Genomic DNA, 26494 nt, shown 5'->3' on the forward strand with positions numbered 1-26494 from the left:
TTGCCCACCCCGGACGACCTGTCCCCGCTCGCCCCGGCCATGACGGCGTGGCGACGGGACTTCCACCGCCATCCCGAACTCGGCTTCGAGGAGAGGCGGACGGCGGCGAAGGTGGCTGCGCTGCTGCGCGGCTGGGGGATCGAGGTGACGGAAGGCATCGCCCGCACCGGCGTGGTCGGCACGCTGCGGGGCCGGCCGGGGAACCGCGCCGTCGCGCTCCGCGCCGACATGGACGCGCTGGCGATGACGGAAGCGACCGGCCTGCCCCATGCCAGCGAGGTCCCGGGCCGGATGCATGCCTGCGGGCATGACGGGCACACGGCCATGCTGCTCGGCGCCGCGCAGTGGCTGGCGGCGCATCGCGACCGCTTCGCGGGCACCGTCCACCTGGTCTTCCAGCCCGCCGAGGAATCGCTCGGCGGCGCCGCGGCAATGGCGGAGGAGGGGCTGTTCGACCGCTTCCCGGTGGATGCGGTCTACGGCCTGCACAACCTGCCGGGCCTGCCGCTCGGCACCGTCGCGGTGCCGCGCGGGGCGGTGCTGGCGAGTTCGGATACCTGGGAGGTCCGCTTCCTCGGCGCCGGCACGCATGGCGCGAAGCCGCATCTCGGCACCGATGCGACGCTGGCTGCCGCGCAGTTCATCGCCGCCATCCAGGCGATCGCCTCGCGGGAGGTCGATCCGCTCGGCACCGCCGTCGTCAGCGTCGGCCACATCGCGGCCGGCAGCGCGGCCGCGCCGAACGTCATCCCCGCCGAGGTCTTCCTGAAGGGCACTGCGCGCGCACTGGACGAAGCCGTGCGCGGCCACGTCGAGCGCCGCCTGGGCGAGATCGCGCAGGCCGCGGCGGCGCTGCACCGCTTGCGGGCGGAGCCCCGCTACATCCGCCGCCTGGCGCCCACCGTGAACCACCCCGCGCAGGCCGCCGTCATGCTGCGCGCCGCGCGGGCGGGCGCGGCCGCCGCGCAGGATGGCCACCCGCCGATCACCGCGGGGGAGGACTTCTCGGAATTCCTCGCCCGCGTGCCGGGCGCCTATGCCTGGCTCGGCACCGGCGATCCGGCGCATCCCGAGGGCTGGCACCACAACCCGCATTTCGACTTCAACGACGCCGCCCTGGCCCATGGCGCGGCCTTCTGGTGTTCGCTGGTCGAGGCGGAGCTTCCGTGATGCCGAAGCCCGCGATCATCGACTGCGACCCGGGCACGGACGACGCCATCGCGCTGTGGCTCGCGCTCGCCTCGCCGGAGCTCGACGTGCGCCTGGTCACGGTGGCCGGCGGCAATGTGGGGCTGGAGCGCACGCTGGCGAATGCGCGGGCGGTGGTCGGGCTGGCCGGCCGGCCGGTGCCCGTCGTCGGCGGCAGCGCCGGCGCGCTGATGGCGCCCTTCCGCGCCGAGACGGCTGTGCATGGCGAGGACGGGATCGGCGGCGTGGCGCTGCCCGAGGGCCCGCCCGCGGCGCCCGGCCTTGCGGCCGATGCCATCCGGGACCTGCTCCGGGCCGCGGCGCCGGACAGCGTGACGGTGATCGGGCTCGGCCCCGCCACCAACCTCGCCCTTGCCTTCGCGACCGAACCCGCGCTGGCGGGGCGGGTGGCGGAGATCGTGCTGATGACGGGGGCCTGGACCGAGGGCAACATCACCCCGGCGGCCGAGTTCAACGCCTGGAACGACCCCGAGGCGCTGGCCCTGCTGTTCCGGCTGGGCCGGCCGCTGGCGATGGCGACGCTGGACCTCACCGCGCAGGCCTTCGTGACGCCGGAGCTGGTGGCGGCGCTGGCGGCGCGGCCGGGCGGGCGCTGCTGGCGGGCGGCGCTGTCCATCCTGCGCGCGCTGCCGCCCTCGAAGCGGTTCGGGATGCGCGGCTTCCCGCTGCACGACCCCTGCGCCGTCGCCTGGGCGATCGCCCCTGGCCTGTTCGGCACGCGGGCGGTGGGGTGCGAGGTGGACTGCACCTCCGGCCCCTCGCGCGGGCGGACGGTGATCGACCGCTGGGGCCGGCTGGGCCGGCCGGCCAACGCGACGCTGCTGGAAACGCTCGACGCGCCCGCCTTCTTCGACCTGCTGGCGGAGCGGATCGGCAGCCTGGGCTGACGCGGCGCCCGGCGGTCCGTGCCGCCCGGCTTCAGCCCCCCGCGCCGGTTGCCGCCAGCTGGCCCGGGGCCGGGTCGTTCACGGCGCGCAGCGCGAGCGGCGCCTCGGCCAGGGGCAGGGTGCGGGAAGCGATGTCGAGCACCGCGCGCAGCGCGGCGGCAGGGTTCGCGCCTGCATGGGCCTCCGCCTGCAGCGCCTCGATCGCGCCCGCCAGCCGACGCGCGCCGAGCGTCCGCGCCGCGCCCAGCATACGGTGCGCGGCATGGCGCAGCCGCCCCGCATCCGATGCGATGGCCGGCGTCGACAGCGTCTCGTAGCCCAGCCGCAGCTCCGCCACGAATTCGGCGATCACCGCATCGGCGGTGGGGCCGAGATCGGCGGCCAGGCTCCGCAGCGCCGCCTCGTCCAGCAGCGGCGCCTCGGGCTCGGCCGGGCTGGCGGCGACAGGCATGGCGAGCTTGCCGCCCGCCGCCAGTCGCGCGACCGCGGAGAGGAGGGATTCGCGGTCGATCGGCTTCGGCAGGTGGCCGTCCATCCCCGCTGCCTGGCAGGCCGCCACCTGTTCGGGCAGGGCGGAGGCGGTGACGGCCAGGATCGGCACGCGCCCGTTGCGGCCGCCGAGTTCGCGGATGCGGCGCGTGGCGTCGAGCCCGTCCATCACCGGCATCTGCACGTCCATCAGCACCACGTCGTAGGTCTCGCGCCGGACGGCGTCCAGCGCCTCCGCGCCATCCGCGGCGCTGTCCACGCGATGCCCGGCGGCGACGAGCATGGCGCGCGCCACCATGCGGTTGGCCGCCACGTCGTCGGCCACCAGCACGCGCAGGCTGCGGCCCGGCGCCTCGGCCGGCGCCTCGGCCGGCGGCGGCGGCGCGACGGCGGCCGGAAGCGGCACTTCCTTCAGCGGCAGCTCCACCCAGAACAGCGCGCCCTGCCGCGTTTCCGGCGCGCAGCCGATCCGCCCGCCCATGGCGGCGGCGAGCCGCGCCGAGATGGCGAGGCCTAGCCCGGTGCCCGCGCCCTCTCCCGCCACCGGGAACAGCTGGGAGAAATCCTCGAACAGCAGGTGCCGCTTCTCGGCCGGGACGCCGGGGCCGGTGTCCTGCACCTCGATCCGCAGGCCGGTCCGCCCGCGGCCGAGCGGCGAGACGCGGAAATCCACGCGGCCGCCCGGCGGGGTGAACTTCACCGCGTTGGACAGCAGGTTCAGCAGCATCTGCCGCACGCGTGTCGCATCCGCCTCCACCGCCGCCGGCGTGCCGGGCGCGATGTCGAGGACGAGTGCGATGCCCTTGCGGTCCACCTCCGGCCCCAGCAGCCCGGCGCAGGCATCGAGCAGCGGGCGCACCGCCACGTCGCGCAGGTGCAGGTCGAGCTTGCCGGCCTCGATCTTCGACAGGTCGAGCAGGCTGTTCACAAGTTCCAGCAGGTGGCGCCCGGCATCGTGCAGGGTGATCACCTGGTCGCGCTGCTCGGGCGTCAGCGTCGGGTCGCGCAGCAGCACCTGCGCGAAGCCCAGCACGCCGTTCAGGGGCGTGCGCAGCTCATGCGACATCCGCGCGAGGAACTGGCTCTTCGCCTCGCCCGCCGCACGCGCCGCGTCGCGGGCCGAGGCCAGCTCCTCCATCGCGCGCTTCAGCGGGGTGATGTCCGTCCGGATGCCCACCGTGCCGCCGTCGGGCGTGCTGCGCTCGGTGATCAGCACCCAGCGCCCGTCGGGCAGCAGCCGCTCGATCGGCGGGTTGTTGGCATGGCGCCAGGCATCCATCTCGTCGATGAAGGCCTCGACGTCGCCGATCGCCTGCGGATACTGCCCGCGGCTCGCGCCCTCCCGCATGATGTCGCGAAAGGCCGCGCCCGCCTTGATGAAGGGCGCGGAGATCGCGTAGAATTCCTTGTAGCGCTGGTTGCAGGCGATCAGCCGGTCGTCGGGGCCGAACATCACGAAGCCGTCCGACATGCTCTCCAGCGCATTCTCGAGGGTGGAGCGCCAGCGGGCGCGCTCCGCCTCCACCTTCTCGCGCTGGCGCAGGCCCAGCAGCAGCGCCGCGGCCAACGCCAGCACCAGCGCGGCGAAGGCGCCGGAGACGATCAGCGCGCGCTCGCGGTCGCGCTCCCAACCTTCCAGGGCGGAGCCGAGCTCGATGGTCGCGGCGATCACGAGCGAGGGGTAGAGCGTCGGCCGGACGGAGGCCAGCACGGGGACATCCGTGAAGCGGCTGTGCACCACGTCGCGCCCGGCGAACTGGGTGGCCGGGACGCTCAGGCGCCGGCCGATCCGCGTCTCGTCATGCGGCAGGGAGGCGAGCAGCGTGCCGTCGTCCCGCTCCAGCGTCACGCGAAGCCCCGGCGCTTCCCCGCCCACCGAGAGCAGGCTGCCGACGAGCGGCACCGGCACCTCGGCCACCGCCGTGACCTGGCCGAGCGCGGGCATGACGACGCTGCGGGCGAAGAACAGCGCCCATTCGCCGGTGGCCGGGTTCTGCACCGGCCCGCCGATCACCACCGACCCCGCCTGCGGCGCCAGCGCGGCGTTGCCCGACCCCAGCGGGATGGGCAGCGGCCGGCGGCGCGACACGGCCAGCCCGCTGGTGATGGGCATGCCGTCGGGGCCGACCAGCAGCACGTCGCGGAAGGTGAAGTTCTGGTTGTTCATCTCCCGCAGGACGCGGCCGGCGCCGTTCGCGTCGAAGCGGCCGTCGCGGGCGAAGGGCGCCAGGATGGCGGGCAGCCCCGCCAGCATCGCGTCCACCTGGACGAAGTTGCGGTTGATGGAGGCTTCCACCGCGCGGCTGACGCGGCTGGCCGTGTCGTAGGTCGCGGCCAGCGCGGCGTCGCGGGCGCGCTGCAGCAGCAGCCCCGTCGCGACGGCCTGCGCGAGCAGCAGCAGGAACCCGGCGGCGAAGACGGCAAGCCGGAGGCGCCTGGCGGTCTGCATCGGGGGGCGCGCCTACTCCGACCGCGCCTGGATGCCGAAGACCGGCGCCAGGCGCCGGTTCCAGGCCTCCACGCAGTCGGGGCCGCAGCGGCTGACCCAGCGGGGCAGCACGACCTCGGTCAGCAGCCGCCGCCGGCGTTCGTCGTCCGAGGCGGAGACGGGCACCACCGTCATGCTGCCGCGGCGGCCGGTGCTGCAGGCGGGCTGGCCGGCGTTGCAGGCCAGGCCCTCGCCCGTCTCGCGGTCGGCGGCCGCCCAGATCTCCTGCTCCAGCTCGGCGACGCCGGCGCGCATCGCCGCCTGCAGCTCAGCCGGCAGCGAAGCCCAGGCCGCGGCATTCGCGCCGAAGACCGAGATGCCCCAGGTGATCGCCATCGCATGGACATGGCTGGTCACCTCGTGCAGCCCGACCGCATTGCCCGACAGCGTGCCGGTGATGGCGCATTCGACGACGCCGGAGCGGATGGCGGGCATGATCTCGGCGAAGGGCGTCACGACGGGCGTGGCGCCGAGCGCCTGGATCATCTCCGACTGCCCGACGGAGGATGTCCGCACCCGCCGGCCGGACAGCTCGGCCAGGCCGTTGAACGGGCGCGTGCAGAAGACGACCTGCGCGGGATAGGTGTAGACGCCCAGCAGCTCGATCCCGTACCGCTCGCGCAGGAGTTCCTCGAGATGCGGGCGGAAGGCGCTCAGCGTCTGGCGCAGCGTCGCCATGTCGGGCGACAGCGCCGGCAGGTCCACCGCGTTGAACTCCGGTTCCTCGGTGGAGCTGATGGCGAGCAGCGCCGTGCCGAAGGGCACGACGCCGAGCCGCATGAGCTGCAGCATCTCCTGCCCGCGGATGCCGGCGCGGTCGAAGGGCGCGATCTCGGCCACGATGCGCCCCTGCGTCAGCTCGGTGATGCGGCGGCGCCAGAAGGGCTCCTCGTAGCGGACATACTGGCTGACATCGGCGAGCCCGCCGACCACCTTGATACGCAGCGCGCCGTCCTGCGCGGAAGCCGCCCCGCCCGCCGCCCACGCCGCCAGGCAGCACAGCAGGGCCAGGGCACCCCGGATGCAACCGCGAGCGATCGACATGGACAGGTCTCCGGGAGGCGAGGCGCGGGGGGCCGCCGGCGACCCTGGATGGTGCCGGTGGTGGCGTCCACCCGCCCCAGGGTGGTCGCGGGGCGTTTATAGCAAGTTTCCCACCCCGCCCGGCAACCATGGCGCGAAGCTGTTCCGCCCGCGTCTCGCTCCTGCCGCGGCGGGGCGCGCGTGGCGCCCGCCGGGCTTCATCCGCCCAGCGCGTCGCGCAGCCAGGCCTCCGCCTCGCCCCCCAGGCCGGACCATGCGGCACGGGGACCGACGGCCGCGACCAGCAATTCGCCCGTCGTCTGGAAGCCGCGCCGCGCCAGGCAGCGCCGGAAATGGTCGAGCAGGTAGTCGGGCGAGAGATCGCCCGAGACCAGCATCGCGTCCTCCGTCACCGCCCAATGCGTGTCCGCCACCTCCCACACCGCGTCACGGACGGCCGCGCGCATCGCATCGGCGCCGTCGCCGGTGCCGTCGGGGCGGTGGATCACGAGGCTGAGGGCCATGGGCTGCTCCGGAATGATGCGACGCCGCATCCTAGCGCCTGATCCGCAGGGGCGGTATCGACGGGGCAGGCCGCCCTCCGCGGCCGGCCAGGGCTATCCGCGCGCGTCCTGCCAGGCCGCTGTGTCGTGCATGACGCCGAGCGCGACCAGCTGGTCCGGCCCCGAATAGACGAGGCTCGACGCCCCCGCGAGCGAGAAGCGCGGATCGGCTTCGAGCCGCGCGAGGTAACGGCGATACTCGCGCGACCCGTCCCAGTGCGCCCCGCGCGCCACCGCGTCCTCCGCCCTCGCGTGGAAGTCCTGGAGGAACTTGAAGTGCAGCAGCACGCCGGTCGGCTGCTGCGTCGCCATCGCCATGGGGGCGAGGCGATGGGTGGAGCCGATCAGCGCCGCGCCCTCGCGCCAGCGCAGCAGCGGCACCTTGGTGACGGTGGGGGACGGCGGGGGCGCAAGGGCCCGGAAGCGCGGCGACCGCCGCAGCGGCGGGATGCGCCATCCCAGGTTGAACAGCTTCTGGTGCAGCCAGCGGGCCGGGCGGCGCGGATCGGCCTCGGGGAAGAACAGCGTCTCCCTAATGCCGCCGTAGTCGAGCGAGTAGGGAAAGTCCTCCACCGCTTCCCGCCGCAGGCGCGGCACGTCGAACATGGGCGCGGCGCGGGTCAGCGGCTCGCCCGGCGCATAGGTGCAGGCGGACAGCGGCCCGTCGGGGTAGCAGTCCAGCATGACCGTCCGCAGCGCCTCGGAGCCGAGCGCGTCGAGATGCGCGGTCAGCCGCGGCAGCCCGGCGCGGTCGCTGCCCGGATAGACCAGCTGTTCATCCGCATCCACCACCAGCACCCAGTGCCCGCGCGCCCAGGCATCGAGGACGGCGTTGGTCCAGGTGACGCCGAAATTGGAGGCGGCGTAGTCGCCCTCGGCGAGGATCAGGTGCGCGCCCGCGGCGCGCGCGATATCCCGCGTGCGGTCGGTGGAGCCGTTGTCGACCACCAGCACCCGGTCCACGCCGAGCCCGCGCAGGGACGCCAGCGCGTCCGGCAGGCGAAGCGCCTCGTTGCGGGTCACGAGGAAGGCCAGGATCTCGCCCGGCCGGGGTGCCGGCGCGGGGCCGCAGGTCTCGAGCCCGGCCGGAAGCCGTGGCGGGGCGGGGCGGCGCGCGCGGCCCTCGGCCATCGCCGCGGCCCGCGCCACCGCGAGCGGCTGCGCCTCCGCGTCGAACGGCCCGCCGAATGGGCGGCCACTGGCGAAGGCCGCCGGCAGGTCGGGCAGGCCGAGCGGCTGGGGCGCCACATGGCAGGGGGGCGGCGCGGGGTTGCGCGCCAGCGTCGCGGCCAGCAGGTGCAGGTCCGCCTCGCCCGAGGCCGGAAGCCGGTCCAGCACGCGGCGGGCGGTTGCGGGGGTGATGCACCACCCGGCCTCCGGGTCCGGGCCGACATGGTCCTGCCCATCCGTCAGGCAGTCGGCGATCGCCCCCGGCCGCTTCAGCGGCAGGTGCCGCGGCGGCAGGTGCAGCACCGCCGCCGGGTCGTCGCCCGCCAGCGCGGCCCGCAGCGCATCCGGCCCCTCGCCGCGCTGCCATCGCGCACCCCAGGCCGCCAGCCGCGCGCCGGCCTCGTCGTCCCGCGTCAGGACGACGAGGCCGGCCAGCGGCGCCGGCGCCGGATGGTCGGCGGAGCGGAGTGTCGAGGTCACTGGTCCTGGGCCCGTGCGGTATGTGCGCAGGCGCAACGCCGTGCCCGGCACCGGGTTGCCTGTTTCGCGGCGGAACCGATGCCGGGTCGCGACGTTCGCGCTGCCATCGGCGGAGGCACGGGATGGCGGGGCAGGGGGTGCGCGGCGCGGTGGCGCTGGTGGCGGGCGCGGGCGGCGGGATCGGCGCCGCCATCGCCGAGGCGCTGGCGGCGGCCGGGGCGGCGCGGCTGTTGCTGCTGGCGCGCGACGCGGCGAAAATCCGGCCGCTGCTGGACCGCCTGGCGGCCGGCGGCACGGCGGCCGAGGTACTGCTGCACGACCTGGCGCAGCCGGGCGCGCCCGCCCTGCCGGACCGGCTGGACCTGCTGGTGCATGCCGCCGGGGCACATGGGCTGGCCCCGGTGGGGGAGACGGATGCCGCGCTGCTGGATGCCCAGATCGCGGTGAACCTGCGCGCGCCGCTGCTGCTGACCCGCGCCGCCCTGCCGGCGCTGGAGGCATCGCGGGGCATGGTGGTGTTCGTCAATTCAAGCCAGGGGCTCGCCGCCGGCCGCAATGCCGCGGCTTATGCGGCCAGCAAGCACGGGCTGCGGGCGCTGGCCGATTCGCTGCGCGCCGAGGTCAACCCGCGGGGCATCCGCGTGCTCAGCATCTATCCCGGCCGCACCGACACGCCGATGCAGCGCGCCCTGCTGGCGCGGGAGGGGCGCGAGCCCGATCCCGCGCGGCTGCTGGCCCCCGCGGATGTCGCCGCCATGGTCCTTGCCGCCGCGTCGCTGCCGCCGAACGCCGAGGTGACGGACATCACGATCCGCCCGGCGATGCCGTACTGACGGGATCGACCGGCACCAGCAGCCCCGCCGCCGCCGCGGCACGGGCCGCCGCCCGGATCTGCGCGAAGGGCAGGCCGGCGCGCTCGGCGATGTCGAGCAGGCTCGGCCCGCCATCCGCCTGGTTCAGCACCCAGAGCAGCGCCATCTGGTCGAATCCCGCCTCCCCTCCACCGATCGCGCGGTAGAGCCCGCGGCGGCCGAGCTGCGGTTCCCCATAGGGCGCGGTGCTGCGCAGCCTCTCATCCTCCTCCAGCACCTGTTCCACGGCGCGCAGCACGCCGAAGCTCCGCTCCAGGTGCTCGGGGCGCACGAAGTCCAGGTTGTCGGCGGAGGTGTGGTACTCCGGGAAGGTCCCGTGGATGCCGCGCTGGAGGCAGCCCACCGGCAGGTCGAAGCCGGGCGACCCGTATTGCCGCTCGTCATAGCCGTAGGGGGAGAAGGGCAGCGTCGCATTGGCCGGCGAATCGTGGCGCAGCACATGGCCGAGCACGCGGTCGATGGCGTGGTCCTCGCGCCGGGTCCGCTTCCAGCGGAACGGGCTGCCGTCGCCGAGGCAGGTCAGCACGAGCCCGTGGCGCACCCGCGCCCGCGCATCGGGGTTCGCGGCGAGCCAGCAGATCGCGCCGATAGTGCCGGGTGCGAACAGGAACCGCCAGGTGAAGCGCCGCCGCGGCCGGGCGGCGACCGCCTTCGCCCATTCGACCGCGAGCGCTATGCCGGAGAGGTTGTCGTCCGCCAGGCTCGGGTGGCAGCAATGCGAGGAAACCAGGACCTCCCCCGGGCCGTCGCCCGGGATGACGCATTCGCCGTAGCTCAGCGCCCCGGGCGCGAGGTCGGCGTCGATGCGGACGCGATAGGCCGGCTCCGTCAGCGTCTCGCGCAGGCGGTGCGGCAGGCACAGTCCCCAGCTCCGCGCGAAATAGGCGGTGCGGTAGGGGATGAGGTCGGGCTGCGCCGGGAGGGAGTGCAGGTGGCGCTGCAGCTCCTCGATCGGCACCACGCAGTCGATGGCGGTGCTGTACTGCATCAGGTGCAGGTTGTTGTCGGCGAAGTCGAGCAGGCGGCGCCCGTCCAGCGTCTCCAGCACGGCGCCGCGTGGGGTCCATTCCAGCGGCGCCTCCCAGTCCAGCACCTTCGCCCCGCTCGGCACCTCACGCCGCAGGAGAGGGATCTCGGCTCCCACATGGTCCAGCGTGGCGCGCAGGCCGGGGCCGGTGATGCTGCGGCAGAGGGGGAACAGCGCCTCGACATGCGCGAACAGGCGTCCGGCGAGGGTGGATCGGCTGGGGGCGTTCATCGGCATGGCCTTCGGGCGTGTGTGCCTCGGAGCGTGCGGGACGCGCCGCGGTTCCCGGCGAGGAACGTTCTCGCCTCAGGACGGGCCGGCATCGCGGGCGGCCGCCGAAGGCTCGGCCGGGGCCGGGGCGAGGGTCAGCGGGCCCGGCCCCCCCTGCGCGCGCTCCGCGCGCCGGCGTGCCTGCGCGGCTTCCCAGGCGCCGGGGCGCAGCGCCGCCGGCAGCGGCAGGCCAGCGGCGGTGATGCCGGCCCGCACGATCATCCCGGCGCGGCGCCAGATGTCGCGCAGGCCTTCCTTCACCTCGTCGCGCCAGAAGAAGGGCTTCACCGGATGCCAAAGCATGTCCGGCCGCCGCCCCATCCTGTACATCGCCGGCTTGAAGACGAGCGTGCCGGGGGCGAGGAAGACGGCCTGCGGGGTGCTGCTGTAGAAGCGCCCGCGGTAGCGTTCCGGCGTGTACGGGCCATCGCCGCCAAGATCGGCGAAGCTGAGCCCGCCCTCCCGCGCGAGGGTGGGCCAGGTGCCCTCGCAGTGGCCGCACCAACCCTCGCGGTAGGCCGTGTCCATGCGCCGCATCATCGCGGCGGAGGCGCGGAACACCGGCATGAAGGCGCGGAGCTGCTGCCCCGCCGGCAGGTCCCTTGGCCCGGCGATGCTGGGCCAGTTGTACCAGTCCGGATCCGCTTCCCGGTCGATCAGCCCGGGGGCGAGGAGGTCGGTGTCGTCCTCCTCGTAGGCGGAGAGGAAGCGGGCCCAGTCGCCGCTGAAGCGGACGTCGTACTCGATGATCCAGTAACGATCATGGTCCGGCTGTGCGCGGAAGTAATGGAGCAGGATCAGGTCGGTGTGGCCGCCGCGCCAGAGGTCCCAGGGTTCGCCATGGGCCTTCGCGCCATAGGCGGGGACCCGCATCTCCGGCGTGCGGACGACATGGTGGGGAACCTTCGCCAGGCGTTCGGGCAGGGGCGCGCCTGGCGGCAGGTGGATCAGCACCGTCGGCCGGAAATGCGGCGGGCAGGCCGAGGCGAGCCTACGGAACGCGCGTTCGCACCAAGCGTCGAAGAAGTGGGTCTGGAACAGCAGCGCGGTCGTTCCCGGCATGGCATGGCCTTGCAGTTGGTCGCCTCAGATGGCCACGAGGACGCGCTGCGCGCGCGTCAAGTTCCCGCGACGCGCTAGGGGTTGAGCTTGGTGTAGCAAGGCCGTGAGTGCGGGAACCGCAACCTTCCGCCAACGCTTCCGCCGCAGTCGTTCCGCCGGTGGAGCGCGGGACGAGCGGGGGTGCAGCAGCAGATGAGTGTACGCAAGGCGGTGATCCTCGCGGGCGGGTATGGCACACGCCTGATGGAGGAAACGGAGACCCGTCCGAAACCCATGGTGGAAATCGGCGGCAAGCCTATCCTCTGGCACATCATGAAGATCTATTCGATGCACGGCATCGATGAGTTCGTGATCGCCCTTGGTTACAAGGGATACATGATCAAGGAATTCTTCGCGAATTACCGCCTGCACATGTCGGACGTCACCTTCGACTACGGGCGCAACGACGTCTCCACCCATGTCGGCCGGGCGGAAGCCTGGAAGGTCACGCTGGTGGATACCGGGCCCGAGACGATGACCGGCGGCCGCCTGAAGCGGCTGGCCGACTATGTCGGCGACGGCCCCTTCTGCATGACCTACGGCGACGGCGTCGCGCAGCTCGACATCGGCAAGGTGATCGCCTTCCACAACGCCCATGGCCGCGCCGCGACCGTGACAGCGGTGCGCCCGCCGAGCCGCTTCGGCGCGCTGGAGATCGAGCAGGGCGGGCGCGTGCGCAGCTTCCGGGAGAAGCCGCCGGGCGACGGCATCCGCATCAACGGCGGCTTCTTCGTGCTGTCGCCGCAGGTGCTGGACTACATCGAGGGCGACCATGTCGTCTTCGAGAAGGAGCCGATGGAGCGGCTGGCCGAGGACGGCCAGATGATGGCCTTCGAGCATGACGGCTTCTGGCATTCGATGGACACGCTGCGGGACAAGCGCGCGCTCGAGGATCTGTGGGCGCGCGGCAACGCGCCCTGGATGCAGGCGGCGTGAGGGAGGAGGCGATGAACCACACCGCGACCACGCAGCCCGCGGCCCGGCATTCGACCCAGCGCGCGCCCTGCTGCCGCTGCTGCGGCGCCGCGCTGTCCGAGACCTTCGCCGATCTCGGCCTGACGCCGCTGGCCAATTCCTACGTCGCGCCCGAGCGCGCCTCGGCCATGGAGCCCTTCTACCCGCTGCACGCGCTGGTCTGTTCCGACTGCCGCCTGGTGCAGCTGGCGGAGTTCGAGACGCCGCAGGCGATCTTCGGGGACTACCTCTACTTCTCCTCCTATTCCGCATCCTGGCTTCGACATGCCGAGGACTATGCGCGGATGATGACCGCGCGCTTCGGCCTCGGCCCCTCGACGCAGGTGGTGGAGGTGGCGAGCAACGACGGCTACCTGCTGCAGTATTTCGCGCGCGAGGGCATCCCGGTCATGGGGATCGACCCGGCGGCGAATGTCGCGGAGGTGGCGGTGGGCCGCGGCATCCCGACCGATGTCGCCTTCTTCGGCGCCGCCACGGCGCGCCGGCTGCGGGCGGCGGGCCACGCGCCCGCGCTGATGTGCGCGAACAACGTCATGGCGCATGTCCCGGACCTGCACGACTTCGTCGAGGGGTTCCGCATCCTGCTGGCCCCCGGCGGCGTGCTGACGGTGGAATTCCCCCACCTGCTGCGGCTGATGGCGGAGAACCAGTTCGACACGATCTACCACGAGCACTTCTCCTACTTCTCGCTGATGACGGCCGAGATGGTGATGGCGCAGCACGGCCTGGTGGTATTCGACGTGCAGGAACTGCCCACCCATGGCGGGTCGCTGCGGATCTTCGTCCGCCATGCGGAGGACGCGACGAAGCCCGTGACGGAAGCGGTGGAGGCGCTGCGCGCGCGTGAGAAGGCGGCGGGGCTCGACGGGCCGGACGCCTACCGCGCCTTCGCCGCCCAGGTGGTCGAGACGAAGTGCGCGTTGCTCGACTTCCTCGTGGGCGCGCATCGCGCGGGGCAGCGGGTGGTGGCCTACGGCGCGCCGGCCAAGGGCAACACGCTGCTGAACTACTGCGGCATCGGGCCGGAATTCCTGCCCTTCACGGTGGATGCCAGCCCGCACAAGCAGGGCCTGCTGCTGCCCGGCACCCGCATCCCGATCCGCGCGCCGGAGGCGATCCTGCAGGAGAAGCCGGACTTCGTGCTGATCCTGCCCTGGAACCTGCGGCAGGAGATCTCGCAGCAGATGCAGGCGATCCGCGAATGGGGCGGACGCTTCGTGGTGCCCATCCCCTCGGTGCAGGTGTTCTGAAGGAAAACGACCCCATGCGCATCCTCATCACCGGCAACATGGGCTATGTCGGCCCGGTGGTCGCGGCGCATCTGCGCGCGGCCATGCCGCAGGCCGAGCTGATCGGCTACGACACCGGCTTCTTCGCCGACTGCCTGACGACGCCGGACGGCCTGCCCGAACACCTGCTCGACGCCCAGCATTTCGGCGACATCCGCGACATCCCGGCGGCGCTGCTGGACGGGGTGGACGCGGTGGTCCACCTGGCTGCCATCTCGAACGACCCGATGGGCGTGCGCTACGAGGCGCCGACCATGGAGATCAACGCCCGCGCGAGCATCCGGCTTGCCGCGCTGGCCCACCAGGCGGGGGTGAGGAGCTTCGTCTTCGCCTCCTCCTGCTCGATGTACGGCTTCGCCGAGGGCGGGCCGCGCAGGGAAGGCGACGCGCTGAACCCGCTGACCGCCTATGCCCGCAGCAAGGTGGCGGTGGAGGAATCGCTGCACGCCATGCAGCCGCAGGCGATGACCGTGACCTGCCTGCGCTTCGCCACCGCCTGCGGCATGTCGCCGCGCCTCAGGCTCGACCTCGTCATGAACGATTTCGTGGCGGGCGCGGTGGCGGCGAACGACATCACCGTGCTGTCCGACGGCACGCCCTGGCGCCCGCTGATCGAGGTGCGCGACATGGCGCGCGCCATCGAATGGGCGATCGGGCGCGACGCCGGGGCGGGCGGGCGGGTCCTGTCGGTGAATGTCGGCAGCGACCGCCTGACGCTGCAGGTCCGGGACATCGCCCAGGCGGTCGCGAAGGAGGTTCCCGGCACGCGCGTCTCCATCAACACCGAGGCGCCGCCCGACAAGCGCAGCTACCGCGTGGACTTCGCGCTGTTCCGCCAGCTCGCGCCGCACCACCAGCCCCGCATCGGGCTGGAGGAGGCGGTGCGCGGCCTGCGGGACGGGCTGACCGCCATCGCCTTCGCCGACGGCCGCTTCCGCGAGGGGCGCTGCATCCGGCTGAAGGTGCTGGACGCGCTGGCCGCCCGCGGGCGCATCGACGCGGCGCTGCGCCGCGTGGCAGCGGCCGAACGCAAGGCCGCCGTCGCCGCCTGATCCCGCCGGACCTTCCAATGCGCGGCGCCCGGCTTCAGCCGGGCGCCGCGCCGCCGTGCCGGCGCGACAGCCATTCCCGCAGCGCCAGCTTCCAGGCACCGCCGATGATGCGCCATTCCCGCAGCGCCGCGCGGAACTCGTCGCCCCAGTGCCAGGGCTTCACGGGATGCCACAGCGTATCCCGCCGCCGGCCGGGGCGGTACATGTGCGGCTTGGCGAAGAAGGTGCCCGGCGCCAGGTAGAACTGCAGCGCCGTGCTCGGGCTCGCGGTGTAGAAGCGCCGCCGGTTGCCCTCGGCCACGAAGGGCCCGTCCCCCCCGATATCCTCGAGCTTCATGCCCCGTGCGCGGGCCAGGCTGCTCCAGCTCGCCTCCACATGGCCGCCATAGCCGTCGCGATAGGCGGCATCCATCGCCGCGACCAGGCGAGCGCTGACGCGCCAGAGCGGCAGGAAGGCGGCGGTGGCGAAGGCCTGCGCCGCATCCCCATGCGCCCCGCCCTGCAGGGACGGCCAGCACACCCAGGCCGGGTCGTCGGCGCGTTCGCGGATGCAGGTGGTCAGCAGGTCTGCATCGCTGCCCTCGAAGGCGGCGAAGAAGCGGCCCCAGTCGCCGGTGAAGGCGACGTCGTATTCCATCACCCAGTAGCGGTCGAAGCCCGGATGGGCGAGCATCCCGTGCAGGGCGATCAGGTCGCAATGCCCGCCGCCCCACATCTCCCACGGGCGGCCGGTCCAGTCGGCATCCGCGGTCTTGCGGGGATAGGGCATTGCGCGCAGCTCATCCGTGCGGACCAGGTGGTGCGGCACGCGGGACAGCCGCGCGGGCGCCGGCCTGCCGGGCGGCAGGTGGACCAGCACCCGGCATTCGAAATGCGGCGGCGCCTGGCGCGCCAGGCGGCGGAAGGCGCGCTCCAGCGCACGGTCGAGGTAGTGGGTCTGGAACAGCAGCAGCGTCCGCGCGGGCATGGCCGCGACCTCCTCATTCCGCAGGCAAGGCACCGGATGCGGGTCGGCGCAGCAGCGCGGGCGGGATCCGCCCGCCCAGCATCGCCCACGCCACCGCGACATAGACCGCCCCCCCGACCGTAGCGGCAAGCAGCAGCTCGCCCATCGCGTTGACGTGCACGGTCAGCTCCAGCGACACCACGGCCAGCCCCATCGCCCCCGTCGCCACCACCGCGGGCGCCAGGCGCTTCAGCAGCCAGGACAGCGGGCGGCGCACCTCCCGCAGGACCAGCCAGGTCAGGACCGGCGGCATGACCAGCGCCTGCGCCGCCCAGGAAGCCGCGACGCCGGCCGGCGTGGCCGGGCGCAGGACCAGCAGCGCCACCAGCGGCACGACGAGCGCCGCGGTGTTGATCGCGACGTTCCACCTGGGCTTGCCGCGTGCGACGAACAGGCTGACGGTATCGCCATGGACGAAGGTGAGCGTCGCCGCCAGGCCGACGATCTGCGCCGCCCGTCCCACCTCGTACCATTGCGGCCCGAGCAGCGCCTGCACCAGGTCCGGCGCCGTCAGCGCGATCCCGGCCGCCAGCGGCATCCCCAGCAGGGCCTGCAGCTGCGCCAGATCCCCGAAGGATTCGGCCAGCGCCTCGCGGTCGTGCTGCAGGGCGCAGAGCCGCGGCATGGCGATGCGCCCGGTCGCCTGCCACACCATCACCAGCGCCGCATCCAGCATGCGGAAGGCGAAGTGGCTGACCGCCAGCACCGCTTCCGTCACCATGACACCGAGCACGACGAGGAACAGGCGGTAGCGCCCGATCAGCACCGCCAGCGCCACCACCTGCGGCCCCGCGATGGGCCAGAGATCGGCGATCGCCGCGCGGTCCAGCATCGGGCGCAGCGGCAGGCGGCCGAAGACCAGCAGCAGCAGGAAGGCGGACAGGGTCGCCACCGCCTGGCTCGCGACCATCGCCCAGGGGCCGAAGCCGTTCGCCGCCAGGCCGAGCCCGATGCCGAGCGCGAGCGGCTGGCCCAGCAGCACCCGGCAGGCCAGCAGCGCGAATCGCTGTTCGCGCAGCACCAGCCCCGACCCCGCGCCGGAGAAGGCGGAGATCGGCAGCAGCGGGGCCAGCGCCAGGCACAGCATCATCGCCTGCGGCGCTTCCGCCGCGCCGGCCAGCCAGGGCGCGAGCACCGCCAGCAGCACGCCGGCGACCCCGCCCACGAGGACCGCCCCGGTCAGCGCGCTCGCGCCATGGCGCCGGGTCAGCCGGGGATACTGGACGAGCGAGTCGGTGAACAGCGTCGCGCCCGCGACATCGAGCAGCGTGAAGGCGGCCACCGCCACCATGCCGATGCCCGTGGCCTCCGGCCCGATCACGCGGCCGATGACGAGCATCGACACCAGCGAGAACACGGCCATGGCTGCGGTCTCGGCAAGCACCCAGCTTGGCGAGCGGGAGGCGGGCAGGCGCAATGCTAAACATCCCTTGCAGCGGCTGGGCAACATGACGCATCGGCGCCGGACGGCGACTGACAAGCGCGTGCACGGACAAGCGCATGTGGTTCGCAACGGTTCCGCCGCCCATCTGGATTCCCGGCGCGGTCTTCGCCACCATCGGTGCCATGCGCCATCCCACCCTGATCGCCGGCCACCGCGGCGGCCTTTTCCTCTGGCCCGAGAACAGCGCCCGCGGCTTCCGGGAAGCCGCGCGCCTGCCGATCGACCAGGCCGAATGCGACGTCCACCTCACCGCCGATGGCGGCCTGGTCGTGCACCATGACGCCACGCTCGACCGGACGACCGACGCCGCCGGCCCCGTCCGCGCCCGCCGGCTGGAGGAGTTGCGCGCGGTCCGCGTGCGCGGGACGGAGGGGGAGGCGCCGCCGACGCTGGCCGAGTATCTCGGCATCCTCGCGCCCACGCCGGTCGCGCCGAGGATCGAGATCAAGGCCGACGCGGATCGCCGGCCCTATCCCGGCATCGTGCCGGCGGTGATGGCGGCGCTGGATGCGGCGGGGCAGCGCCGGCGCGCCTGGATCATCGGCTTCCAGCGCGACACGATGGCCGAGGCCCTGGCTGCCGGCGGCCTGGCCGGGGTGTCCTGGCTGCTGGAGCTTTCCACCCTCGCCGATATCGGGGTGGAGGGGGCGATCGCGGTGGCGCGGGAATGCGGCTTCCAGGAGATCGGCCTGCACGAGCGCGCGCTGGATGGCGGGATGCTTGCGCGGTTCCGCGCCGCGGGCCTCGGCGTCAATGTCTGGGGCGCGAACCATGCGTCCGCGATCCGGCGGATGCTCGACCTCCGGGTGGACCTGCTGGCGACGGATGACCCCCCGTTGGCGATACGTCTGCGGGACGAGGCATCTGTGTCAGCATCGATGGAACGACCGGCCACGATGTAACGGGTTGCTGCCGGCCGCCGGGCGTGCCTAGACTTCCCGCAACAGGGAAACGGTCAAGGGGAGCGTCCGGGTGGCGGAAGACTCGCCCATCCTCGCGGCGGACGGCGTCAGCCTGCGCTTCGGCGGGGTGCGGGCGCTGACGGAGGTGTCCTTCGCCGTCCGCCGCGGCGAGATCTTCTCGATCATCGGCCCGAACGGCGCGGGCAAGACCTCCATGGTCAACTGCGTCTCCGGCCGCTACCGCCCGACCGAGGGGCGCATCCTGTTCGACGGGCAGGACATCACGCGGCTCGGCCCCAACCGCCGGGCGGGGCTCGGCATCGGGCGCACCTTCCAGAACCTGGCGCTGTTCGGGCACATGAGCGTGCTCGACAACATCATGGTGGGCCGCCACCACCTGCTGAAGGCAGGCTTCCTGCGCGGCATGCTGTACTGGTTCGGCGGCGCCCAGCGCGAGGAGCTGGAGCACCGGCGCGAGGTCGAGGAGATCATCGACTTCCTGGAGATCCAGCATGTCCGCAAGGCGCAGGCCGGCACGCTGCCCTACGGGCTGCGCAAGCGGGTGGAACTGGCCCGCGCCGTCGCGCTGAAGCCGCGGCTGATCCTGCTGGACGAGCCGATGGCGGGCATGAACCTCGAGGAGAAGGAGGACATGGCCCGCTACATCCTGGACCTCAACCAGGAATGGGGCATGACGGTGCTGATGATCGAGCACGACATGGGCGTGGTGATGGACATCAGCCACCGCGTCATGGTGCTGGATTTCGGGCGGAAGATCGCCGAGGGCCTGCCGGAGGAGGTGATGGCCCACCCGCAGGTCCGCAGCGCCTATCTGGGCGAGGCGGACGAGGCGCTGAACCCCGCGGAGATCGACGCGTGACGCCCGGCGCGGACGCCCTGCCGCAGGACACGCTGCCGCGCATCCTGGCGCGCAACGCCGCCCGGCACGGGGCGGAGATCGCGCTGCGCGAGAAGCAGTTCGGCATCTGGCGCAGCTTCACCTGGGCCGAGTACCATGCGCGCACCCGGCTTTTCGCGCTCGGCCTCCGCCGGCTCGGCCTGCGGCGGGGCGAGGTGGTGGCGCTTATCGGCGACAACCGCCCCGACTGGGTGATGGGCGAGATCGCGGCCCATGCGCTGGGCTGCCGCAGCATCGGCATCTACCGCGACGCGCTCGACGACGAGGTCGCCTACCTCCTCGCCCATGCCGGCGCCACCGTCGCCTTCGCCGAGGACGAGGAGCAGGTGGACAAGCTGCTCTCCGTCTCGGATCGGCTGCCGGGGCTGCGCCACATCGTCTTCAGCGACCCGCGCGGGATGCGCAAGCTCGATGACCCGCGGCTGATCGACGCGGAGGTGCTGTGCAAGCTCGGCGCGGGCGAGGATCCGGCGGAATACGACGCGCTGCTGGCGGCGATGGACCCGGACGAGGTCGCGATCCTCTGCACCACCTCCGGCACCACGGCGCGGCCGAAGCTCGCGATGCTGACCTCGGCGGCGCTGGTGCGGCACTGCCGGACCTACCTGAAGGCCGACCCCAAGGGGCCGCGGGACGAATACGTCTCCGTCCTGCCGCTGCCCTGGATCATGGAGCAGATCTACGTCCTCGGCTGGGGCCTGATCGCCCGCATGAAGGTCAACTTCGTGGAGGAGCCGGAGACGATGATGGCCGACTTCCGCGAGATCGGCCCAACCTTCGTGCTGTTCGCCCCGCGCGTGTGGGAGGCGCTGGCGGCGGAGGTGCGCGCGCGGGTGATGGATGCCTCGCCCCTCAAGCGGCGGATGTTCGACCTCGGCATGCGGCTCGGCATGGAGGCGGTGGCGAAGGGGCGGCGGTCGGCTGCGGCGGACCTGCTGCTGTTCCGCGCGCTGCGCGACCGGCTGGGCTTCACCAACCTCACCTCCGCCGCCACCGGCGGCGCCGCGCTGGGGCCGGAGACGTTCCGCTTCTTCCAGGCCATGGGCGTGCCGCTGCGCCAGCTCTACGGCCAGACGGAGCTGCTGGGCGCCTACACCGTCCACACCGCGACGGAGGTGGACTTCGACACCGTCGGCGTGCCCTTCGACGACAGCGTGGAGATCCGCATCGACCGGCCCGACGCCAACGGCGTGGGCGAGATCGTGACGCGGCACCCTAACATGTTCTCCGGTTATCTCGGCGTGGCGGAGAACCCGGACCTGCGGGACGGCTGGCTGCACACCGGCGATGCCGGCTACTTCGGCAAGGCGGGCCACCTGGTGGTGATCGACCGGGTGAAGGACATCGCGGAGACCTCGGGCGGGGACCGCTTCAGCCCGCAATACATCGAGAACAAGCTGAAGTTCTCGCCCTTCGTGGCGGAAGCCGTGGTGCTGGGCGCCGGCCGCCCGCACCTGGCGGCGATGATCTGCATCCGCTTCCCCATCGTCAGCAAATGGGCCGAGCGCAACCGCATCGCCTTCACCACCTACACCGACCTGTCGGCCCGCCCCCAGGTGCTCGACCTGCTGCGGGACGAGGTGGCGAAGGTCAATGCCACGCTGCCGCCCGCGCAGCGGCTGCGCGAATTCGTCCTGCTCTACAAGGAACTCGACGCCGACGACGAGGAGCTGACGCGCACCCGCAAGGTGCGCCGCGGCGTCATCGCGCAGAAATACGGCGACATCATCGAGGCGATCTACCGCGGCGACGACGCCATCCCGGTGGACACCACCATCGCCTTCCAGGACGGCACGAAGCAGCGCATCCGCACCGTGCTGAAGGTAGTGCGGACGCAGGCGGACGGATCGCCCCGGGCGGGCCCCGCGCAACCCGCGCTGGCGGCGGAATAGGGAAGGGGGCGGCATGGACCTCACGCTGCTGCTGCAGCTGACGCTGAACGGGCTGATCGTCGGCGCGCTCTACGGCGTCGTCGCGATGAGCTTCGTGCTGATCTACAAGGCGTCGCAGGTGGTGAACTTCGCGCAGGGCGAGTTCCTGCTGGTGGGCGCCTGGGTCTGCTGGTGGTTCCTGACCGAATGGCAGCTGCCCTTCGTCTTCGGCTTCCTGTTCACGCTGGCCTTCATGACGCTGTTCGGGCTGGTCCTTCAGGTTGTCGTGCTGCGGCCGCTGATCGGGGAGCCGGTGATCAGCGTCATCATGGCGACCATCGGGCTCGGCATCTTCTTCCAGGCGCTGATGAAGTGGATCTTCGGCGTCTTCGCCAAGCCCTTCCCGCCCATCTTCGCGACCGAGCGGGTGAGCCTGATGGGGCTGGAGGTGCAGACGGTGTACCTCCTCGCGCTCGGCATCTCGCTCGTCATCATGCTGGGCTTCGCCTGGTTCTTCACCGCCTCCAAGCACGGGCTGGCGATGCGGGCCACCGCCTTCGACCAGCAGGTGGCGCAGTCGCTCGGCGTGTCCGTGCCGAAGGTCTTCGCGATGTCCTGGGCGATCTCGGCCGTCGTCTCGGCCGTGGCGGGGGTGGTGGTGGGGGTGGTGAACGGCGTCTCCTCGGCGCTGTCCTTCTACGGCATCAAGGTGTTCCCGGCGGTGATCCTGGGCGGGCTCGATAGCGTGCTCGGCGCCGTGCTGGGCGGGCTGATCGTGGGCGTGCTGGAGAACTGGGCCCACTACCTCGACAGCCAGTGGCTGAACTGGGGCAACATGTTCCAGATCGCGCCCTTCTACGCGCTGGTGCTGATCCTGCTGATCAAGCCCTACGGCCTGTTCGGCACCAAGAATATCGAGCGCGTCTGATGGACGCGACGAACACCGGGCGCCTCCGATGAACGCGATGAAAACCGGGTGCGCCTGATGGCGACGGGCAGCTTCACCCCCGCGGGCGACTACCGCACGAGCTACCGTGCGGACGCCACCATCTTCCCCACGCGCAACGCGCGGCTCGCGCTCTGGATCGGGGTCGCGCTGGCGGCCTGCGCGCCGCTGGTCTTCGGGCGGTGGGAATTGTCGCTGCTGATCAACATCGGCATCATGGGCATCGCCGCGCTGGGGCTGAACATCCTGGTGGGCTTCACCGGGCAGATCAGCATCGGCCACGCCGCCTTCTTCGGCGTCGGCGCCTTCGCCTCCGCCTGGCTGCACGACCAGTTCCACATCCCGGTCTGGGCCTGCATCCCGCTGGCCGGCGCGATCACGGCGGTCGTCGGCCTGGTCTTCGGCGCCCCCGCGGCGCGGCTCAAGGGGCTCTACCTCGCCATCGCGACGCTCGCCGCGCAGTTCATCCTGGAGGACTTCTTCGCCCGCGCGCAGTGGTTCACCGGCGGCGTGGCGGGCCGCATCACCGAACCGCTGTCCCTGTTCGGCTTCGCCTTCGACCGGGAGGAGAGCTTCTTCTACGTCGTGCTGTTCGCCGTGGTCGTGATGTTCGTGGGCGCGGCGAACCTCATGCGGTCGCGCGACGGCCGCGCGCTTGTGGCGGTGCGGGACCACTATCTCAGCGCGGAGATGATGGGCATCAACCTCGCCTACTACCGCACGCTCAGCTTCGGCATCTCCAGCCTCTACGCCGGCGTCGCGGGCGCGCTCTATGCGCACTACCTGCTGTTCGTCAGCGTGGAGGCGTTCAACATCCTGTTCTCGATCCAGTTCCTCGGCATGGTCATCATCGGGGGGCTGGGCAGCGTCATGGGCAGCATGATGGGCGCGGCATTCATGGTGCTGCTGCCGGAAGTGGTGCAGGGCCTGGCCGATGCGCTGTCCGGCAGCGCCCTGGACCGGACGCTGAGGATCGGCGCCTCCATCTCCTATCTGCGGGAGATGGCGATCGGCGCCGCCATCATCCTGTTCCTCATCTTCGAGCCGGACGGGCTCGCGCATCGCTGGCGCCTGGTGAAGGCGTACTGGAAGCTCTACCCGTACTCGCACTGAAAAGACCTGGGAGGAGACACGAAGATGCCCATCCGCAGCACGTTCCTGGCCGCCGCGGCGGCGCTCGCCATCGCCGGCCCTGCATCGGCGCAGAACCGCATCCCCGTCGGGCACCTTATGGACAATTCCGGCGCGACCAGCGATGTCGGCGTGCCCTACGGGCAGGGCGTCGCGGATGCGCTGAACTGGGTGAACCGGGCGCGCGGCGGCGTCGCGGGACGGCAGCTCGACGTCTCCGGCTTCGACTATGGCTATGCCGCGCCGCGCGCGGTCAGCCAGTACCAGGCCTGGACCGGGCGGCAGCGCGTGGTCGCCATCCAGGGCTGGGGCACGGCCGACACCGAGGCGCTGGTCCGCTTCGTCACCCGCGACCGCATCCCCTATGTCTCGGGCTCCTATTCCGCGGCGCTGACCGATGCGGCGGGGCGGTCCGGCCGACAGGGGGTGGAAGCGGCGCCCTTCAACTTCTTCTACGGCCCGTCCTATTCGGACGCGCTGCGGGCCATGCTGCAATGGGCGGCGGAGGACTGGCGCGCGCGCGGCCAGCAGGGGCGGCCGAAATACGTCCACATGGGCGCCAACCACCCCTATCCGAATTCGCCCAAGGAAGCCGGCGAGACGCTGGCGCGGGAACTCGGCTTCGACGTGCTGCCCGCCATCCAGTTCGCGCTGACGCCAGGCGACTACACCGCGCAGTGCCTGACGCTGCGCCAGCAGGGCGCCAACTACGCCTATCTCGGCAACACCGCGGGCTCCAACATCTCCGTCCTGCGGGCCTGCCACACGGCGGGGGTGCAGGTGCAGTTCCTCGGCAATGTCTGGGGCATGGACGAGAATGCGATGAAGGCGGCGGGCGAGGCCGCGAACGGCGTGGTCTTCCCGGTCCGCACCGGCGTCGTCTGGGGGCAGGAGGCACCGGGGATGCAGACGGTGCGGGAGATCAGCCGCGTCTCCGACCAGTCGGGCAACGCCTATCGCCCGGTGCACTACATCGCCGGCGTCTGCGCCGCGATGCTGATGGTCGAGGCGATGGAGACGGCCGCCGCCAACAACGGGCAGGTGACCGGGGAGCGCATCCGCGAAGGCTTCTACGCCCGGCAGAACTGGGTGCCGCGCGGCTTCGAGGGCGTGTGCAACCCGTCCAACTTCACGCCCGACGACCACCGCGGCACGCTGCGCGTCGCGCTCTACCGCGCTCGCGTCGGCGGCAACACCGCGCAGGGCAGCGTGGCCGAGCTGATGCAGGCCGGCACCACCCGGCTCGAGCCCGTGACGGTGATCGAGCTGGAGCGCCGGCGCGACTGGCTCGGCTGGTGAGCGAGGGCGCGACCCTCGCGGCAGGCGCGGCTCCGCCACCGGTGGAGCCGCCGCTGCTGGAGGTGAACAACATCGAGGTCGTCTACAACGACGTCATCCTCGTGCTGCGTGGCCTGTCGCTGGCGGTGCCCCGCGGCAGGATCGTGGCGCTGCTCGGCGCCAACGGCGCGGGGAAGTCCACCACGCTGAAGGCCATCTCGGGCCTGCTGAAGTCGGAGGAAGGGGAAGTCACGCGCGGCGAGATCCGGTTCGCGGGCGAAAGGCTGAACGGGATCGAGGCGCACCGGATCGTCCGCAAGGGCATCTTCCAGGTGATGGAGGGGCGGCGGATCGTGGCGGACATGACCTGCCTCGAGAATCTCCGCCTCGGCGCCTTCACCCGCAGCGACGGGGCGGAGGTTCGGCGGGACATCGACCTCGTCTATTCCTACTTTCCCCGCCTGAAGGAACGCACGGGGCTTGCCGGCTACCTCTCCGGCGGGGAACAGCAGATGCTCGCGATCGGCCGCGCGCTGATGGCGCGCCCGAAGCTGATCCTGATGGACGAGCCGTCGATGGGCCTGTCGCCCCTGCTGGTGAAGGAAGTGTTCGGCATCATCCGCCGCCTGAACGAGGAACTGGGCATCACCATCCTGCTGGTGGAGCAGAATGCGCGCATGGCGCTGTCGGTCGCATCGCACGGCTATGTCATGGAACAGGGGAAGGTGGTGCTGGACGGCACCGCCGACGCGCTGGCGAACAACGAGGACGTGAAGGAATTCTACCTCGGCGGGCATGGCGCGGACCGCAAGAGCTTCCGCAACCTGAAATCCTACAAGCGGCGGAAGCGGTGGCTGTGACCGCGCACCACGACGCGCTGGAAACGCGCGACGCGGCGGCACGGGCCGCGGCGCTGGCCCGCGCCCTGCCGCGCGCCGTGGCCCGTGCGGCGGTGGCCCCCGCCTATGCCGCGCTGCTCGGCGGCGTGGACCCGGCGGCGGTGACGGATGCGGCGGCGCTCGTGCGCCTGCCCGTCACCCGCAAGTCGGACCTGATCGCCCGGCAGGCGGAAGCCCCGCCGCTCGGCGGCTTCAACGCCGTGCCGATGGCGGAACTCGCGCGGATCTTCGCCTCGCCCGGACCGATCCACGAAGGCCAGCCGGACGGCGCCGATCCCTGGCGCTTCGCCCGCGCGCTGCACGCCACGGGGCTGCGGCGCGGGATGCTGCTGCACAACTGCTTCGCCTACCACTTCACCCCCGCCGGCTTCATGCTGGATGCCGGTGCCCGCGCGCTGGGCTGCCCCGTCTTCCCCGCCGGTCCCGGCAACACCGAGGCGCAGGCCCGCGCAGCCGCCCATCTGCGCCCGGCCTGCTATGCCGGCACGCCGGACTTCCTGAAGGCCATCCTGGAAGCCGGGGACGCGCTCGGCCTCGACCTGTCGAGCATCCGGCTCGGCCATGTGACGGGCGGCGCCTACCTGCCGGCGCTCCGCGCCTTCTACGCCGCGCGCGGGCTGACCGTGCTGCAGAGCTACGGCACCGCCGACCTCGGCCTGGTCGCCTATGAATCCGAAGCGCGGGAAGGCCTGATCTGCGACGAGGGCGTGGTGGTGGAGATCGTCCGCCCCGGCACCGGCGACCCGGTGCCGGAAGGCGACGTGGGGGAGGTGCTGGTCACCACCCTGTCGGACGCCATGCCGCTGATCCGCTTTGCCACCGGCGACCTTTCGGCCGTGCTGCCCGGCACGTCCCCCTGCGGCCGCACCAACACCCGCATCCGGGGATGGATGGGCCGCGCCGACCAGGCAGCGAAGGTGCGCGGCATGTTCGTCCGCCCCGAACAGGTGGCGGAGGTGATGCGCGCCCATCCCGGCCTCGGCCGCGCGCGGCTGGTGATCGGCCATGCGGAGGGCCGCGACACGATGCTGCTGCGTGTTGAGACGCCGGTGCGCGACGCCGCGCTGGTCGACAGCCTGCTGCGCTCCATCCAGGGTATCATGCGCCTGCGCGGGGAGGTGCGGCTGGAGGAGCCCGGCGCCCTGCCGAATGACGGCGTGGTGATCGAGGATGCACGGCCGGCATGAGCCGGGGCGCGCCGTC

The 26494-nt window shown here is 72.4% G+C and carries 22 protein-coding genes; 14 read left to right on the forward strand and 8 right to left on the reverse strand.

The genetic code is table 11. The features are described 5' to 3' along the window. Both ACK8OX_RS05565 and ACK8OX_RS05570 read left to right on the forward strand, forming a co-directional pair. On the forward strand, positions 1–1170 hold the full coding sequence (locus ACK8OX_RS05565) for an amidohydrolase (RefSeq protein ID WP_430662940.1): 1170 nt from the start codon (positions 1–3) through the stop codon (positions 1168–1170). Beyond that, positions 1170–2096: a nucleoside hydrolase gene (locus tag ACK8OX_RS05570; protein WP_430662941.1), complete on the forward strand. Its 927-nt coding sequence runs from the start codon at positions 1170–1172 to the stop codon at positions 2094–2096. Before ACK8OX_RS05565 ends, ACK8OX_RS05570 begins: the two co-directional genes overlap by 1 nt. Before the next feature lie 31 nt (positions 2097–2127). On the opposite strand, the gene ACK8OX_RS05575 is transcribed toward ACK8OX_RS05570, so the two are convergent. From ACK8OX_RS05575 to ACK8OX_RS05590, 4 genes are all read right to left on the reverse strand, one after another. Then, positions 2128–5034, reverse strand: a complete 2907-nt coding sequence (locus ACK8OX_RS05575) for a response regulator (RefSeq protein WP_430662943.1) — start codon at positions 5032–5034, stop codon at positions 2128–2130. A 12-nt stretch (positions 5035–5046) separates the two neighbouring features. Beyond that, on the reverse strand, positions 5047–6117 hold the full coding sequence (locus ACK8OX_RS05580; RefSeq protein ID WP_430662944.1) for a TRAP transporter substrate-binding protein: 1071 nt from the start codon (positions 6115–6117) through the stop codon (positions 5047–5049). 197 nt (positions 6118–6314) lie between these two features. Continuing rightward, positions 6315–6620 carry a hypothetical protein gene (locus ACK8OX_RS05585; RefSeq protein WP_430662945.1) on the reverse strand — a complete coding sequence of 102 codons (306 nt, stop codon included), beginning with the start codon at positions 6618–6620 and terminating at the stop codon, positions 6315–6317. A gap of 93 nt (positions 6621–6713) precedes the next feature. Beyond that, positions 6714–8309, reverse strand: coding sequence for a glycosyltransferase family 2 protein (locus ACK8OX_RS05590; protein WP_430662946.1), 1596 nt, complete (start codon positions 8307–8309; stop codon positions 6714–6716). Positions 8310–8431: 122 nt separating this feature from the next. Here ACK8OX_RS05590 and ACK8OX_RS05595 point away from each other — a divergent pair, with 122 nt between their 5' ends. Beyond that, entirely contained in the window at positions 8432–9142 is a 711-nt protein-coding gene (locus ACK8OX_RS05595) for an SDR family NAD(P)-dependent oxidoreductase (RefSeq protein ID WP_430662947.1), read from the forward strand. Here the strand turns inward: ACK8OX_RS05595 and ACK8OX_RS05600 are convergent. After that, positions 9114–10439 (reverse strand): DUF4910 domain-containing protein, encoded by a 1326-nt coding sequence (locus ACK8OX_RS05600; protein ID WP_430662948.1) that lies wholly within the window; start codon positions 10437–10439, stop codon positions 9114–9116. The genes ACK8OX_RS05595 and ACK8OX_RS05600 overlap by 29 nt on opposite strands. Positions 10440–10514: 75 nt before the next feature. Beyond that, a complete protein-coding gene (locus ACK8OX_RS05605) occupies positions 10515–11540 on the reverse strand; it encodes a hypothetical protein (RefSeq protein WP_430662949.1) in 1026 nt (341 codons plus the stop codon). Between the two features lie 192 nt (positions 11541–11732). Here ACK8OX_RS05605 and rfbF point away from each other — a divergent pair, with 192 nt between their 5' ends. Genes rfbF through ACK8OX_RS05620 form a run of 3 tightly spaced genes read left to right on the forward strand, consistent with a single transcriptional unit; the run spans position 11733 to position 14895 of the window. Then, positions 11733–12515, forward strand: coding sequence for a glucose-1-phosphate cytidylyltransferase (rfbF, locus tag ACK8OX_RS05610; protein ID WP_430662950.1), 783 nt, complete (start codon positions 11733–11735; stop codon positions 12513–12515). Positions 12516–12526: 11 nt separating this feature from the next. After that, positions 12527–13804 carry a methyltransferase domain-containing protein gene (locus tag ACK8OX_RS05615; RefSeq protein WP_430662952.1) on the forward strand — a complete coding sequence of 426 codons (1278 nt, stop codon included), beginning with the start codon at positions 12527–12529 and terminating at the stop codon, positions 13802–13804. Positions 13805–13818: 14 nt separating this feature from the next. After that, positions 13819–14895 (forward strand): NAD-dependent epimerase/dehydratase family protein, encoded by a 1077-nt coding sequence (locus tag ACK8OX_RS05620; RefSeq protein ID WP_430662953.1) that lies wholly within the window; start codon positions 13819–13821, stop codon positions 14893–14895. Positions 14896–14929: 34 nt separating this feature from the next. Here ACK8OX_RS05620 and ACK8OX_RS05625 read toward each other — a convergent pair whose 3' ends face one another. Continuing rightward, entirely contained in the window at positions 14930–15862 is a 933-nt protein-coding gene (locus ACK8OX_RS05625) for a hypothetical protein (RefSeq protein WP_430662954.1), read from the reverse strand. A 13-nt stretch (positions 15863–15875) separates the two neighbouring features. Beyond that, positions 15876–17264, reverse strand: a complete 1389-nt coding sequence (locus ACK8OX_RS05630; protein ID WP_430662955.1) for an oligosaccharide flippase family protein — start codon at positions 17262–17264, stop codon at positions 15876–15878. Positions 17265–17467: 203 nt separating this feature from the next. On the opposite strand from ACK8OX_RS05630, the gene ACK8OX_RS05635 reads away from it, so the two are divergent. From ACK8OX_RS05635 to ACK8OX_RS05670, 8 genes are all read left to right on the forward strand, one after another. Next, the gene (locus ACK8OX_RS05635) at positions 17468–18247 is read left to right on the forward strand and encodes a glycerophosphodiester phosphodiesterase (protein WP_430662956.1); all 780 of its coding nucleotides are present in this window, start codon (positions 17468–17470) and stop codon (positions 18245–18247) included. A 70-nt stretch (positions 18248–18317) separates the two neighbouring features. Then, positions 18318–19127 carry an ABC transporter ATP-binding protein gene (locus tag ACK8OX_RS05640; RefSeq protein ID WP_430662957.1) on the forward strand — a complete coding sequence of 270 codons (810 nt, stop codon included), beginning with the start codon at positions 18318–18320 and terminating at the stop codon, positions 19125–19127. Further along, positions 19124–21058, forward strand: a complete 1935-nt coding sequence (locus ACK8OX_RS05645) for an AMP-binding protein (protein WP_430662958.1) — start codon at positions 19124–19126, stop codon at positions 21056–21058. Before ACK8OX_RS05640 ends, ACK8OX_RS05645 begins: the two co-directional genes overlap by 4 nt. 13 nt (positions 21059–21071) lie before the next feature. Further along, on the forward strand, positions 21072–21965 hold the full coding sequence (locus tag ACK8OX_RS05650; protein ID WP_430662959.1) for a branched-chain amino acid ABC transporter permease: 894 nt from the start codon (positions 21072–21074) through the stop codon (positions 21963–21965). A gap of 57 nt (positions 21966–22022) precedes the next feature. Further along, positions 22023–23096 carry a branched-chain amino acid ABC transporter permease gene (locus tag ACK8OX_RS05655; protein WP_430662960.1) on the forward strand — a complete coding sequence of 358 codons (1074 nt, stop codon included), beginning with the start codon at positions 22023–22025 and terminating at the stop codon, positions 23094–23096. A gap of 24 nt (positions 23097–23120) precedes the next feature. Beyond that, positions 23121–24413, forward strand: coding sequence for an ABC transporter substrate-binding protein (locus tag ACK8OX_RS05660; protein ID WP_430662961.1), 1293 nt, complete (start codon positions 23121–23123; stop codon positions 24411–24413). Continuing rightward, positions 24410–25252 (forward strand): ABC transporter ATP-binding protein, encoded by an 843-nt coding sequence (locus ACK8OX_RS05665; protein ID WP_430662962.1) that lies wholly within the window; start codon positions 24410–24412, stop codon positions 25250–25252. The genes ACK8OX_RS05660 and ACK8OX_RS05665 overlap by 4 nt, the downstream gene beginning before the upstream one ends. Further along, complete coding sequence (locus ACK8OX_RS05670; RefSeq protein ID WP_430662963.1) at positions 25249–26478, forward strand: phenylacetate--CoA ligase family protein; 1230 nt, start codon at positions 25249–25251, stop codon at positions 26476–26478. The genes ACK8OX_RS05665 and ACK8OX_RS05670 overlap by 4 nt, the downstream gene beginning before the upstream one ends. The last annotated feature ends 16 nt before the right edge of the window (positions 26479–26494 follow it).

It is taken from the genome of Falsiroseomonas sp. CW058 (assembly GCF_050563535.1).
GTDB lineage: Bacteria > Pseudomonadota > Alphaproteobacteria > Acetobacterales > Acetobacteraceae > Falsiroseomonas.